The organism is Crocinitomix algicola (assembly GCF_001661595.2).
Lineage (GTDB): Bacteria > Bacteroidota > Bacteroidia > Flavobacteriales_D > Crocinitomicaceae > Crocinitomix > Crocinitomix algicola.
This window is the reverse complement of the sequence record NZ_LYPF02000019.1, coordinates 14,049-27,500: the sequence shown is the minus strand read 5'-3', so window position 1 is coordinate 27,500 and position 13,452 is coordinate 14,049. Positions and strand designations below refer to the sequence as shown.

The window sequence follows — 13,452 nt, the reverse complement described above, 5'->3', positions numbered from 1 at the left end:
TTATGCGACTAATATCATTATCTTTACCTTTAATCTTAAGATGAATAAAAGAACTCTTATACTATCCATTATTTTTCTACTTTTCGGGGTAGATAATGCTATTGGGCAATTTTATCAAGGCTCAATCCAAGAATTTGGAAAAAACAGGGTTCAGTATAATTCTTTTGGATGGAAATCGCACAATTACAAACGCTTTAAAATTTATTATAGCGGTATAAACGAAGACATCGCTAATTATACAGCTCAAACGATGCACCATTATTTAGAAATGGCTGAAGTTCGTTTAGACTACACCATTCCTGAAAAATTAGAAGTAATCGTTTACCAAAGTCAATCAAAGTTTCGTCAAAGTAACCTCGGTCTTACGAATGATGAGCAATCGAATGTTGGGGGTACAACAAGAATAATAGGGTCGAAAATATTTGTTTTCTATGAAGGCGATCATCAACAGTTTAATGACAATATAAAATCTGCTGTTTATGAGGTGCTGTTAAAGCATTTATTTTTTGGTGGGGATTGGAAGGATCAATTGAAATCAAGCGTGAGTTCAGGAATTCCGACTTGGTTAGAAGAAGGTCTGGTGCGCTACTTTGTACATGAATGGAATTCTGAAACTGAAAGTCGTGTAAAAGACCTTATCTTAACTAAAAAGATAGATAAATTCAATAATTTAAATGAGCAAGAAAAATCATATGCTGGCCATGCTCTTTGGAATTATATTGCGGAAACTCATGGTCCTACCATAATTCCAAATATTTTATACGTAACGCGAATCTCTAAAAATGTTGAACGAGGATTCTTTTCGCTTATGGGAATGGACTTTCCAACGATCACACGAAATTACATCTCCTTCTACCGCTCCAGGTACATAAAAGAATATGAGCGTCAAAATGAACCAGATGGGGATAATGTGAATTACAAAATCAAAAAAGAATCGGATTATTATGGTGCGAAACTTAGTCCTGATGGCCGTTCTATCGCTTATGTCGAAAATCAACTTGGGCGATACCGAGTAAAAATTTATAACAGCGATACGAAAAAAACAAAAAAATTATTTGCAGCGGAACCTAAAATGGATCGTTTACAAGACCATACTTACCCTGTCATTGGTTGGCATCCATCCGGTCAGGCTTTGGCCTTTTTCTCAGAATTGAAAGGTGAATTATTACTGTTTATTTATGATCTAGAAAATGAGACGATGGTACGTAAACCGATGAAAAACTTGGATAAAATTTTAGACTTTAGCTATTCAAATGATGGAAAAAAAATTATTTTTTCTGGTGTCGTAAAAGGACAAGCTGATTTATACCTTTATGAGGTCTTGGGTGGAAATACAACTCAAATTACAGACGATATTTATGACGATTTAAATCCACGATTTTTGGAAGATGATAAGAAAGTTATCTTTGCTTCAAACCGTGATAACGACACAATTTTTAAGAAACCCGCTATTAAATTTATCGATCGTAAAAATGATATTTTTATCTATGACCTAAGTCAAATAAACCATACCTATAAATACTTAGATCGAATAACAAACACGCCAGACGAAAACGAAATACAACCCTACGCTTTAAACGAAGGAGGTTATATTTATTTGAGCGATAAAAATGGAATTTACAATCGTTTTATCGCCGCTAAGGACAGCGTAATAGCTTTTATCGACACTACAATTCACTATCGCCACTTTGTTACCACTTCTCCACAAACCAATTATGTCACCAGCATCAATGAACATCATATTAATGAAAACATGGAAATGGTGTATGGTGTATACCAAAACGGAGAAAATAAATTCTTTACCACTCAAGCTGATACGAGTACAATTAGCGATTTATGGAACACCACTTACATTGAAAAAAGAGTACGTAAAAAAGCGAAAGCACAAAAGCGAGAAGAGATAAAAAATGATACGGTACAGGTTGGAAATCACCTCTACCAAAAAGAAATCGTGTACATTGGCGGTAACATTAAAACAGAAAATACCGAAGACAGTGATACCGACAGCTTGATTACAAAAAAAATCCAAGATTTTGAACCTCCAAAGTACCAAGTTTACAAAATTAATTTTGCTAAAGATTTTATTTTATCTCAATTTGACAACAATTTTCTATTCCAAAATTATCAACCCTATTCTGGCCCTGGCTCCGTTTATTTTAACCCCGGAATTAACGCTATTCTAAAAGTTGGGGCGAGTGATTTATTTGACGATTTTAAATTATTAGGAGGAGTTAGAATTCCAGCTCGAATTTCGAGTGGCGGAGAATTTATGTTTATGTTACAACATTTAAAAAACAGAGTTGATCATCGTCTTATTCTCTATCGTCAAAAGATGGTAGTAGAAAGCGGATTTTATCGTCTGCTGACACACGACATAAGATATCGAATGAACTTTCCAATTTCTGAAACGTGGAGCTTTCGTTCAACAATAAATCTAAGAAGAGATAATCGAGTGGATATTCCCGTGTCAGATATTTCCCTGACCATTGATCCTGTTGCTCGATATAACTCTGGGTTAAACCTCGAACTGGTCTTGGATAATACCATACCAATGGAACTTAATATTAGAAGAGGCACAAGATTTAAAGTTTTCGCAGAATACCTCCAAGAATTGGGAGGAAATTATGACCCCACATTTAATTTAGGCATGGACTTAAGGCATTACACTCGAATCAAAAGAAATTTTATTTGGGTTAATCGATTGGCAGGAGCTACATCTTTGGGTGGTCGAAAATTACTTTATTATATGGGGGCTGTCGATAGCTGGGTTCTACGACCAAACACAGATTTTGATAATTCTATTCAAGTTGATCCTTCGCAAAACTATGCATTTCAAACTATTGCAACTCCAATGAGAGGATTTATTCAAAACGCCAGAAACGGAAATAGTTTCGTTGTCTTCAACTCAGAATTAAGGTTGCCGATCATCTCTTATTTTTCAAGCTATCCCATAAAAAGCGAATTTTTAAGACATTTTCAAATCGTAGGTTTCACAGATGTTGGTACAGCTTGGACTGGTCCCCACCCTTTTAGTCCAGAAAACTATTTCAATACGCAAATAATAAACGACAAGCCTGTTACAATCAATGTGCAAAACTTACGTGAACCAATTATAGGCGGTTTAGGCTTTGGTCTTCGTTCTAAAATATGGGGGTATTTCGTTCGTCTTGACGTCGCATGGGGAATCGAAAATCTCGAATTTCAAAAACCACAACCATATATTTCTTTGACAAAAGATATTTAATGACTTTTCAAACTTTATTATTATTAATTTTCATTGGTTTATTTGCTGGCGCTATGAGTGGGTTTATTGGCATAGGAGGCGGTGTCATAATGGTACCTGCACTGGTCTACATCATGGGATTAAGTCAATTGGAGGCGCAAGGTACAAGTCTCATTCTTATGTTACCGCCAATAGGAATTTTAGCTGTTATGAACTATTACAAGGCTGGTGAAATAAATGTTACTTATGGTATAATAATCGCAATTGCTTTCATTGTTGGCGGATATTTTGGATCAAAACTGGCATTAAGAATGAATGAGGATTTGATAAAAATAATCTTCGGTATATTATTACTTTATATTTCATTTAAATTGATTTTTAGCGGAGTAAAAAACATGCAGGGAGATAAGAACAATCCTAAAATTGAGAATACCACTGAGTAATACCTATTATTTATGGACTTAAAAAAACTCATTAAAACAGAATCGGAAGCGATATTTGAAGAAGTTGTAGCGATTAGAAGGCATATCCACTCACATCCTGAACTATCTTTTAAAGAATTTGAAACTTCCGCGTTTATCGCAAAAAAGCTGAGTAGTTGGGGAATAGCATTTGAGGATAGAATAGTTGAAACTGGTATCATAGCTTTAATTGAAGGGCAAAATTCCGAGGATCACTGCATAGGCTTAAGAGCAGATATGGATGCGCTTCCAATTGCGGAAGAAAGTAATGCCAGTTACAAATCCCAAAACGAAGGAATTATGCACGCTTGTGGTCACGATGTGCATACCGCAATACTTCTTGGCACGGCAAAAATACTTTACGGTAACCGTCATTTATTGAAAACCAAAGTAAAATTAATTTTTCAACCGGGTGAAGAACAGTTACCGGGAGGTGCGAATTTAATGATCAAAGAGGGAGCTTTAGAAAATCCTAAAGTTGATGAAATTTACGCCTTACATGTTTTTCCCGAGCTTGAAGTAGGCAAAGTTGGTCTAAAAGAAGGCATGTATATGGCTTCATGTGATGAAATTAGAATAACGGTCAATGGTAAGGGTGGACACGGTGCAATGCCACATCAAAATATCGATCCCATATTAATAGCGAGTCACTTAATTGTTTCTTTACAGCAAGTTGTGAGCAGAAATTGCCCTCCAACAATTCCTTCTGTACTGTCCTTTGGAAGAATTGAAGGTTTAGGTGCTACGAATGTAATTCCAGACACTGTTTCAATAGAAGGAACTTTCCGAACAATGAATGAAGAATGGCGGAAAGAGGCACACGTTAAAATCAAAAGGATTGCAAATCACCTAGTAGAAGGTATGGGGGGAACAGTTGATGTAGATATTCAAGTTGGTTATCCTTATCTGGAGAACGATGCAGCAGTGACTAGAAAGGCTAAAGAGAAATGCATCTCATTTTTTGGAGAAGATAATGTTGTCGACCTCCCGCTGAGAATGACTGGTGAGGATTTCGCCTATTATTCACAAAAAATCCCTGCTACTTTCATTCGAATTGGTGTTAGGAACGAAGCAAAAGGAATTATATATCCCGTTCATAATAAACGTTTTGACATTGATGAAAATGCTTTAAAAATAGGCATCCAAACTCTACTCTCTCAAGTATTTATATAGTATGAATAACTTAGGTTTTGTTTTGATCGGTCTAGTATTTATTTCGATTTCTTTAATACTATCAGCACTATTCAACTTGGTTTTATTTGAGGTGGTTGAGCATACTTGGTTCGGTTGGAGTGTATCCACTTTAATTATTCGTTTAATAACAGCAACCTGCATGGGATTTGGACTTGTTTTTTCAACGAAAGGAATTATCAGGTTAAATTTAAAGAAATGGCTCTTTTTCATCATTGGGTTTCTAATTGGTTTTTCAATAAATTTTGCGTTCACGCCCATCTATGATGTCGATTACTTCATGCATGCTGATAAAAAAGACTTTAAACATCTCAATAAGCTAGGAGAACAAACAAAATCATCTTATCGTTTTGATGAAACTTATCAAGTTCTCGCATTCTTGGATCTAGGTTGTGGCCATTGCATGGAAACGGCACAACGTTTAGGTGTAAATTATTATGCCGGTCAAAAAGTTCCTGTACACCTCTTTTTTAATGGCGACGAACAAAACATTAATCATTTTAGAACAACTTTTAATGTCGAAAATTATCCTTTTCATAGGATTGAAAATGAACATGAATTTTTATATTATGCAGGGTTTGAATTTCCGTCGCTTTACTTGGTCGAACCTAGCGGTGAAGTAGCTTATCATTGGGTAGGAAAAAATTTCAATTATACAGCACTCGATTATTTATTATCACTCGAACAATAAGCTGAGATATTCGTTATCTTTGTAATAAGAACGATTGATTTTCAACATTAAATAAAACAACTTGAAGACCTTTGATATTCCAACGTATTACCGATCTCCCATCATAAGTCGTGTAAAAGCCATTAGAACTAAACAGGATAAAAGGAAAAAGGACTTTTCACCAAGTCGTTTAAACTTTGAAGGTATTAACTTTATCCTTGCTCGTCATTTTGGATTTTGTTTCGGTGTTGAAAATGCGATTGAAATTTCCTATCGTGCAATCGAAGAAAACCCGAACAAACGAATTTTCCTTCTCAGCCAAATGATTCATAATCCAGGAGTTAACGGTGATCTTGAAGCGCATGGCATAAACTTTTTACAAGATACCAAAGGAAATCAACTAATTCCTTGGACCGAACTCAATGCTGACGATGTTGTAATAATTCCTGCTTTTGGAACGACTTTAGAAATTGAGGATCGCCTAAAAAAAATTGGAGTTAGTACCAATAAATACGATACTACATGCCCTTTTGTAGAGCGCGTTTGGAAGAAGTCAGAAAAGTTAGGTGCCGATAATTACACTGTAATTATTCACGGAAAAGATCAGCATGAAGAAACGCGAGCAACCTTCTCTCATGCTCAATCAAATGCAAAATCGATTGTCATAAGAGACATTGAAGAAGCGAAAATTTTAGGTGATATTATATTGGAGAAACGACCAAAAGAAGATTTTAAAATCGTTTTTAATGGTCGATATTCTGAAAGCTTTAACCTTGAAGAAGACTTTAACCGAATAGGCGTCGTAAATCAGACAACCATGCTAGCTTCTGAAACGCAAGAAATTTCGGATTTCATGGCTCAGATTATGGAAGAGAAATTTGGATCCGACAGCCTTTCAGAACATTTTGCGAACACCAGGGACACCTTGTGTTATGCTACTAATGATAATCAATCGGCTACCATGGCACTGCTTAAAGAAGAGGCTGATATTGCGCTAGTGATTGGAGGATATAATAGCTCAAACACATCGCATTTAGTTGAATTATGTGAAGAAAAATTTCAAACATACTACATTAAAGACGAGACAGAACTTATCAGTCGTGATGAGATTCAGCATTTTGATATGCACAGCAATACAATCACACGAACGAGTAATTTTCTAACGAATAAAAAACCGATAAATATCATTATAACAAGTGGAGCATCTTGTCCAGACGCAACTGTTGATCGCGTGATTCAACGAATCGCTGAATTGCTAGATGAAGAATTAAACATCGAAGAAGCACTCACTGAATTAAAATCGAATTTTGATGCGTGAATTTGAACTTAATTCCGAATTTGATCCAACGGGAGATCAACCCGAAGCCATTCGTCAATTGGTTGAAGGACTAAATGACGGTATTGATTTTCAAACTTTATTAGGAGTAACGGGAAGCGGTAAAACATTTACCATGGCCAATGTTATTAAAGAAATCAATCGACCAACTTTAATACTCTCCCACAATAAAACCTTAGCCGCTCAATTATACGGGGAGTTTAAAAGTTTTTTCCCAAATAATGCGGTTGAATATTTTGTATCATATTACGATTATTATCAACCTGAAGCCTATTTACCTACAACAAATACGTTCATTGAGAAAGACATGTCAATCAATGATGAAATTGAGAAACTTCGTCTAGCTGCAACTTCATCTTTATTATCCGGAAGAAAGGATGTGATTATTGTAGCATCAGTATCATGTATTTATGGTGTAGGGAATCCAGCCGAATTTGAGAATAGTATTATTGAAGTTCATACGGGAATGACTGTCTCACGGAATAAGTTTCTCTTGAATCTTGTCCAAAATTTATACTCTAGAAATGACATTGACCCGCAACGCGGAAATTTCAGAGTAAAAGGAGATACTGTTGATATTTTTTTAGCTTATGCCGATTACGCTTTAAGAATTATTTTTTGGGGGGATGAGATTGAAGAATTATACACTTTTGATCCGGAAACAAACAAAAAAATTGAATCATACAAAACAATCAACATTTTTCCAGCAAACATCTTTGTTTCTTCTCAAGACACCATTAATCATGCAATTCGACAGATTGAAATTGATATTGGAAAACATGTTGAATTCTTTAAACGCGAAGGTAAATTAGTAGAAGCTCAACGGATTGAAGAGAGAGCAAATTATGACCTAGAAATGATTCGTGAGCTAGGTTATTGTTCGGGAATTGAAAATTATTCTCGTTATTTTGATAAACGTGAACCAGGATCACGACCATTCTGTTTATTAGATTATTTTCCGAAAGATTTTGTTTTAATGGTCGATGAAAGTCATGTCACCATTCCTCAAATTAGAGCAATGTATGGTGGAGACAGGTCAAGAAAAGTGAATTTAGTTGATTTTGGTTTTCGATTACCTGCTGCACTTGATAACCGACCTTTAAAATTTGAAGAATTTGAAGCAATCACAAATCAAACGATATACGTAAGCGCTACTCCAGCAGACTATGAGCTTGAAAAATCAGAAGGTGTTGTAATTGAACAAGTAATTCGCCCAACAGGTCTATTAGATCCTAAAATAGATGTACGTCCAAGTGAAAATCAAATTGATGATTTAATCGAAGAAATACATATTCGTAAAGAAAAGGATGAACGTGTTTTAGTGACGACATTGACCAAAAGAATGGCGGAGGAATTGCAAAAATATCTTGATCGACTTTCGATTCCGTGCCGATATATCCATTCTGATGTGGATACGCTTGAAAGGGTGGAAATTTTAAGACAATTAAGGTTGGGGGAATTTGATGTATTAATTGGGGTAAACTTATTGAGAGAAGGACTTGACTTACCTGAAGTTTCGCTTGTTGCGATAATCGATGCGGATAAGGAAGGATTTTTAAGGTCAGAAAGGGCGTTAACGCAAACTGTTGGTCGAGCAGCTAGAAATGTCAATGGTGCTGTTATCATGTACGCGGATCAAATTACCAAAAGTATGCAATTAACCATCGATGAAACGAATCGAAGACGCGCCATACAAGAAGCGTATAACAAGGAAAATAATATTGTTCCAACTCAAATTAAGCGAACTACTGAAAGCATTCTAAATCAAACAAAAGTTGCAGATAAAGACGGGAAAGAAAAAATTTATGACAACCCTGTTGAAACAGCAATGGCTGCCGACCCCGTTGTTAGTTATATGTCGAAAGAGCAATTGGAAAAAAGTATTAAAAAGACGAAATCAGACATGGAAAAAGCAGCAAAAGCATTGGATTTTATCGAAGCTGCTCGTTTAAGAGATGAAATGTATGCTTTAGAATCTCGCATAAAATCCTTGTAAATCCTACAGAAAGAAATATACTTGCATAAAAATTAATTGCGCCATGAATGAAGAATTAGAGAATCTCCTCAAACACTGTGTTGAATATGCTTCAGACCTTTTAGTAGAAACAGGCGAATCGTATCCGTTTGGAGCTTTTATAGATACTATAGGAAATGTTCATCCTTTAGAAATGGAAATCGATACGAAAAACGTCCCTACAATTGGTCAAGTTATTGAAAATTTAAAAGGATATTGTGAAGGGGAAATGAAAGCTTCAAAAATGAATGGCTATGCCTTAGCGTATGAAGTTGCTTTACAGTTAGAGGAAGGTCAGGATAAGATTGACGCAATTTCAATTGATATGAAACACATCGAAAATGAAGAGCCTCCTCTATTCTATCTGCCGTTTAAACTTATTGAACCTAAAAAAGGAGAACCCGGCGAAATATTTGGTGTTAAAAGATAATCACAGGCCTAAAAACTGTAATACAACCCACACTCACCAATAATGGTGCCTGTAATTGAATTTGTGATATCTACCAAACCATAACCCGTTTGTAAATTAAGTTTCACGACCTTCCAGAGCGAAAATTCAAGTCCCATCCCGACACCAATGTTGAAGGTTTCTCGGGTATATTTTGAAGTTGTATACTCTCCCGTCATTTGGTCATAGTTATAATTCAAACCTGTTCTAAGCATAAGGTGATTTGATACATAACCGTATAAATCTACGACCTTATCATCCCTTAATTTTGCTAAGAAAGATAAGCCAAAACTATAAAAAGAATTATCATTTTCGAAGAAAGGAATACCTGTAACTTGAAATCCTAATTCTTTTGGCCAATAGCGATAAGAAAAACCTATTCCAGAAGTCACGCCTGCATGTAAACCAACATGATGCACTTCCTCAAATTTATTTTCTATTTTTTCTTCTTGTCCAAAAATAGGTAAAGCTAAAATCAATAGAATCACAAATAATAATTGCTTTTTCATTTTTTCCCTTTTTTAGGTTAAACTAATTTTATAAATTATAATACAATCCAACTTCTCCAGCTAATCTCGTTCTTACAGTTTCGGTCATATTATAAACGCCATAACCGGCTTGTAAATTGAAATTTAAAACTTCCAAAAAATCAATTTTTAACCCGATACCAATACTTGCGTTATAGGTTAAATTAGTAGAGTTATTATAACCATATGTTCGATGAAGTAAATGATTCCCCACATAACCAAAAAAATCAACAACCTCATTATCATTGAATTTGTAAAGAAAAGATGCACCCGCACTTACAAATGAGGAATGGCTGTCAAAAATTGGAACACCCGTTAATTGAAAACCTATTTTTCCAGGCCAAAAACGATACGAAAAACCTAACCCCGTTGTTGTTCCAGCATGAAGTCCAATATGGTGTGCCCCCTCCGATGGTTCCGTTTTGGTTCCGTTTTGAGCGAATCCAAAGATTGAGCACATTAAACTGATTATTAAAAGAAAATTTTTCATCTAAGAAGTTTTAGTCAATATAAGAATTATACGCAAAAATTAGAAATTTATTGGATTTACGAGCGGACTAAGAAATTCAAGAAAAAATAGAAAATCGAATCATTTCTCCTCACAACTTCTTAATTTCGTAACTCTAAAAAATTACAGCATTGACAGTCATTAAACCATTTCGAGCAATTCGTCCGACTAGAGACAAAGCATATTTAGTTGCCACTCGACCATTTTATGCTTACAATAAAACTGTACTAAAGGCAAAGTTAGAGCATAATCCTTACACGTTTTTACATGTTATAAATCCAGAATTTAATACGGAAGATAAAACACGTCCAAATTCACCGGAACGATTTCAGAAAATTCGAAATAAATTTGATGAATTCATTCGTGAGGGGATTTTTATGCAAGATGAAGAGAATTGTTTTTATTTATATCGACAAACTCGTGAAGATCATGCCTATGTAGGAATTATTGGAGGTGCATCTATTGACCAATACAATTCAGGTCATATAAAAAAGCATGAAGATACTTTAAGTGAGCGAGAAGAAGTTTTTTCTAACTTTCTTAACATTGTTGCTTTTAATGTTGAGCCTGTACTTCTCTTTCACAAACAACATGAAGGTTTGGATGATTTATACGATCATATCATGAATATTCGTCCTGAGTATGAATTTAGTTCTTGGGATAAGGTTAAACATGAAGTTTGGGTGGTTAGGGATGCAGATCAAATTGAACGTATTCAACGCTATTATCACGAGATTGAACGCGTTTATATTGCTGATGGACATCATCGTTGTGCTTCTTCTGCGCGGTATCACGAAAGTATTGAACATAAAACCAGTCCGAATCAAGATTTATTTTTAGCATGTTTTATCTCTGAAGAGAAATTACAAATCCTTGATTTCAACCGATTAGTTCGTGATTTAAATGGTTTAACGACAGCAGATTTTTTGAAGCAAGTATCGGAACATTTTCTAGTTACAAAAATAATAACGGAAGAAGTTGCCCCTTTAGGTTTACATGAAATTAGCATGTACATCGATAAGCAATGGTATAAATTAACGGTAAAAGAAGGAAGTTTTGATCGTTTTCATGCAGTTCATCGATTGGATACCCATATCCTTACACAAAATTTATTAGATCCAATATTGGGAATTTCCGATTTGAAAACAGATAAAAGAATTAATTTTATTCAAGGTAGAAAAGGCATGGAAGGTATAGAAGAAGCTGTAAATAGTGGTAAATATGCTGTAGGATTTGGTTTATTTCCGGTTACAGTGGAACACCTAAAAAGAGTTTCAGACGAAAATTTAATAATGCCTCCAAAATCAACATGGATTGAACCAAAATTAAGAAGCGGGTTAACTATATTTCCATTAGACGAATAATAGAATATTATGATTGAAGCAAACCTACAAGAAATAAGTGCGAGTATTCCCTCATCTGTAACTTTAGTAGCTGTATCAAAAACTAAAGCTCAAGAATTATTGGAAGAGGCTTATAATGCAGGTCAACGACATTTTGGAGAAAATAGAGTACAAGAATTAGAATGGAAGTTTGAAGCCCTGCCTAAAGATATTAAATGGCATATGATTGGACATTTACAATCTAAAAAGGTAAAAAAAATTGCCCCCTTTGTCCATTTAATTCATGGTGTTGATTCATTTAAACTGTTAAAAACAATAAATAAAGAAGCTGAAAAATGTGATAGAATTATTGATTGCTTGATTCAGTTTCATATTGCGGAAGAGAGTACAAAATTTGGATTTAGTATAGAAGAGGCTGAAGAGATGATTAATTCGCCAGAATTTTTTTCGCTAAAAAATGTGCGAATTATTGGTGTTATGGGAATGGCAACTTTTACAGAAAATACAACACTGATTCGTGAAGAATTTACTCACCTGCATGAAATTTTCAATCAACTAAAGAGAAACCAGTTTAGACATGCCTCGTATTTCAAAGAAATATCAATGGGCATGAGTGGGGATTACCAAATAGCGATTGAGGAAGGTAGCACCATGGTGAGAGTTGGAAGTGCTATTTTCGGAGCTCGTAATTAACTCTTTACTTCTTCGGTTCCATCAGCATGTAATGCAAATCGTCCTTTTGACTTGGCATGCACTTTCTCTCGTTCTGTCCAAGGCCAACCTCCAAATTGTGTCCGCTGATAATCTTGAATTGCTTCTTGTATTTCTTTTTGCGAATTCATGACGAAGGGTCCATATTGAACAACAGGCTCGCCTATCGGTTTTCCCTCGAGAACAAGTAAGTATCCAGTTATATTCGAATTATTTTTAATTGCGATGGCTGCATCTGATTTCAATTGAATATGATGCAAACTTTCAACTTCAATATCATCAAATTGCAGTTTATCTCCTTCATAAAAAAAGACACTTCTGTTTGTCCCATCAGGACACCCATCTAAAAAAAATTCGGCGCCCAATTTTAATTCTACGGTCATAACGCGTACACCATTTTCTGGACTTGCAGCCCATGAGTCAGGCGTTGGTTTTAATGCTTTGATTCCTTTATAGGCTCCAGCAATTATGGTAACCTTTAAATTTTCTTCTTCAATTACCGGAATATCTTCTTTCCAAAGCATTTTAAAATGCGGTTCGACAAATTTACTTGCCCGAGGTAAATTGAGCCAAATTTGAAAAATTTCTAGTTTATTCGGCTTATCATCGTGTAATAGCGGAAACATTTCAGAATGCTGAACTCCTTTTCCTGCTGTCATCCATTGCACATCTCCTTCCATAAAGCGTCCAGCGGCGCCTAATGAATCGGAGTGGTCAACTGTACCTTGTTTATTAATTGTAATTGTTTCAAACCCTCTATGCGGATGATAAGGAAATCCTGGGATAGTTTGTCCATGATACATACGCCACGACAAATTTGGATTAAAATCTTGTCCCATATTGCGTCCTCTTAAATCTGCTTGGGAAACCGTCATATTTCCATTTTTACCTTGCGGATAATCATCATTATGATAAGCACAAAATAAAAACGGATCCTGCGTTTCAAATGGAAAACTAAGGGGCAATATAGTCTTTATCTTTTCACTCATAACTTTGAACCTTTAGTACAAGATAATGATT

The 13,452-nt window shown here is 35.2% G+C and carries 12 protein-coding genes; 9 read left to right on the top strand and 3 right to left on the bottom strand.

Annotation, left to right across the window (positions count from 1 at the left end):
* The first annotated feature begins 40 nt into the window (after positions 1–40).
* From A8143_RS12450 to A8143_RS12420, 7 genes are all read left to right on the top strand, one after another.
* Positions 41–3,244, top strand: coding sequence for a TolB-like translocation protein (locus tag A8143_RS12450; RefSeq protein WP_070138244.1), 3,204 nt, complete (start codon positions 41–43; stop codon positions 3,242–3,244).
* Positions 3,244–3,666: a sulfite exporter TauE/SafE family protein gene (locus A8143_RS12445; RefSeq protein WP_070138243.1), complete on the top strand. Its 423-nt coding sequence runs from the start codon at positions 3,244–3,246 to the stop codon at positions 3,664–3,666. The genes A8143_RS12450 and A8143_RS12445 overlap by 1 nt, the downstream gene beginning before the upstream one ends.
* A 12-nt stretch (positions 3,667–3,678) precedes the next feature.
* A complete protein-coding gene (locus A8143_RS12440; RefSeq protein WP_070138242.1) occupies positions 3,679–4,857 on the top strand; it encodes a M20 metallopeptidase family protein in 1,179 nt (392 codons plus the stop codon).
* A 1-nt stretch (position 4,858) separates the two neighbouring features.
* Positions 4,859–5,566, top strand: a complete 708-nt coding sequence (locus A8143_RS12435) for a hypothetical protein (protein WP_070138241.1) — start codon at positions 4,859–4,861, stop codon at positions 5,564–5,566.
* A 61-nt stretch (positions 5,567–5,627) separates the two neighbouring features.
* Positions 5,628–6,863, top strand: coding sequence for a 4-hydroxy-3-methylbut-2-enyl diphosphate reductase (locus A8143_RS12430; protein ID WP_070138240.1), 1,236 nt, complete (start codon positions 5,628–5,630; stop codon positions 6,861–6,863).
* Positions 6,856–8,877, top strand: a complete 2,022-nt coding sequence (uvrB, locus tag A8143_RS12425; RefSeq protein ID WP_070138239.1) for an excinuclease ABC subunit UvrB — start codon at positions 6,856–6,858, stop codon at positions 8,875–8,877. Before A8143_RS12430 ends, uvrB begins: the two co-directional genes overlap by 8 nt.
* Before the next feature lie 43 nt (positions 8,878–8,920).
* On the top strand, positions 8,921–9,325 hold the full coding sequence (locus A8143_RS12420; protein WP_070138238.1) for a hypothetical protein: 405 nt from the start codon (positions 8,921–8,923) through the stop codon (positions 9,323–9,325).
* A gap of 8 nt (positions 9,326–9,333) precedes the next feature.
* On the opposite strand, the gene A8143_RS12415 is transcribed toward A8143_RS12420, so the two are convergent.
* Together A8143_RS12415 and A8143_RS12410 are read right to left on the bottom strand one after the other, a co-directional pair.
* A complete protein-coding gene (locus tag A8143_RS12415; protein ID WP_070138237.1) occupies positions 9,334–9,852 on the bottom strand; it encodes a hypothetical protein in 519 nt (172 codons plus the stop codon).
* Between the two features lie 28 nt (positions 9,853–9,880).
* Positions 9,881–10,360, bottom strand: a complete 480-nt coding sequence (locus A8143_RS12410) for a hypothetical protein (protein ID WP_070138236.1) — start codon at positions 10,358–10,360, stop codon at positions 9,881–9,883.
* A 149-nt stretch (positions 10,361–10,509) separates the two neighbouring features.
* Here A8143_RS12410 and A8143_RS12405 point away from each other — a divergent pair, with 149 nt between their 5' ends.
* Together A8143_RS12405 and A8143_RS12400 are read left to right on the top strand one after the other, a co-directional pair.
* The gene (locus tag A8143_RS12405; protein WP_070138235.1) at positions 10,510–11,742 is read left to right on the top strand and encodes a DUF1015 domain-containing protein; all 1,233 of its coding nucleotides are present in this window, start codon (positions 10,510–10,512) and stop codon (positions 11,740–11,742) included.
* Positions 11,743–11,748: 6 nt separating this feature from the next.
* Positions 11,749–12,414 carry a YggS family pyridoxal phosphate-dependent enzyme gene (locus tag A8143_RS12400; RefSeq protein WP_070138234.1) on the top strand — a complete coding sequence of 222 codons (666 nt, stop codon included), beginning with the start codon at positions 11,749–11,751 and terminating at the stop codon, positions 12,412–12,414.
* On the opposite strand, the gene A8143_RS12395 is transcribed toward A8143_RS12400, so the two are convergent.
* Complete coding sequence (locus tag A8143_RS12395) at positions 12,411–13,421, bottom strand: pirin family protein (protein WP_070138233.1); 1,011 nt, start codon at positions 13,419–13,421, stop codon at positions 12,411–12,413. The two genes, A8143_RS12400 and A8143_RS12395, sit on opposite strands and share 4 nt — an antisense overlap.
* Positions 13,422–13,452 lie beyond the last annotated feature (31 nt).

Coding starts and splice junctions, on each gene's coding strand:
- A8143_RS12450 (WP_070138244.1), top strand. CDS start 41: ATGAATAAAAGAACTCTTATACTATCCATTATTTTTCTACTTTTCGGG.
- A8143_RS12445 (WP_070138243.1), top strand. CDS start 3,244: ATGACTTTTCAAACTTTATTATTATTAATTTTCATTGGTTTATTTGCT.
- A8143_RS12440 (WP_070138242.1), top strand. CDS start 3,679: ATGGACTTAAAAAAACTCATTAAAACAGAATCGGAAGCGATATTTGAA.
- A8143_RS12435 (WP_070138241.1), top strand. CDS start 4,859: ATGAATAACTTAGGTTTTGTTTTGATCGGTCTAGTATTTATTTCGATT.
- uvrB (WP_070138239.1), top strand. CDS start 6,856: ATGCGTGAATTTGAACTTAATTCCGAATTTGATCCAACGGGAGATCAA.
- A8143_RS12420 (WP_070138238.1), top strand. CDS start 8,921: ATGAATGAAGAATTAGAGAATCTCCTCAAACACTGTGTTGAATATGCT.
- A8143_RS12415 (WP_070138237.1), bottom strand. CDS start 9,852: ATGAAAAAGCAATTATTATTTGTGATTCTATTGATTTTAGCTTTACCT.
- A8143_RS12410 (WP_070138236.1), bottom strand. CDS start 10,360: ATGAAAAATTTTCTTTTAATAATCAGTTTAATGTGCTCAATCTTTGGA.
- A8143_RS12395 (WP_070138233.1), bottom strand. CDS start 13,421: ATGAGTGAAAAGATAAAGACTATATTGCCCCTTAGTTTTCCATTTGAA.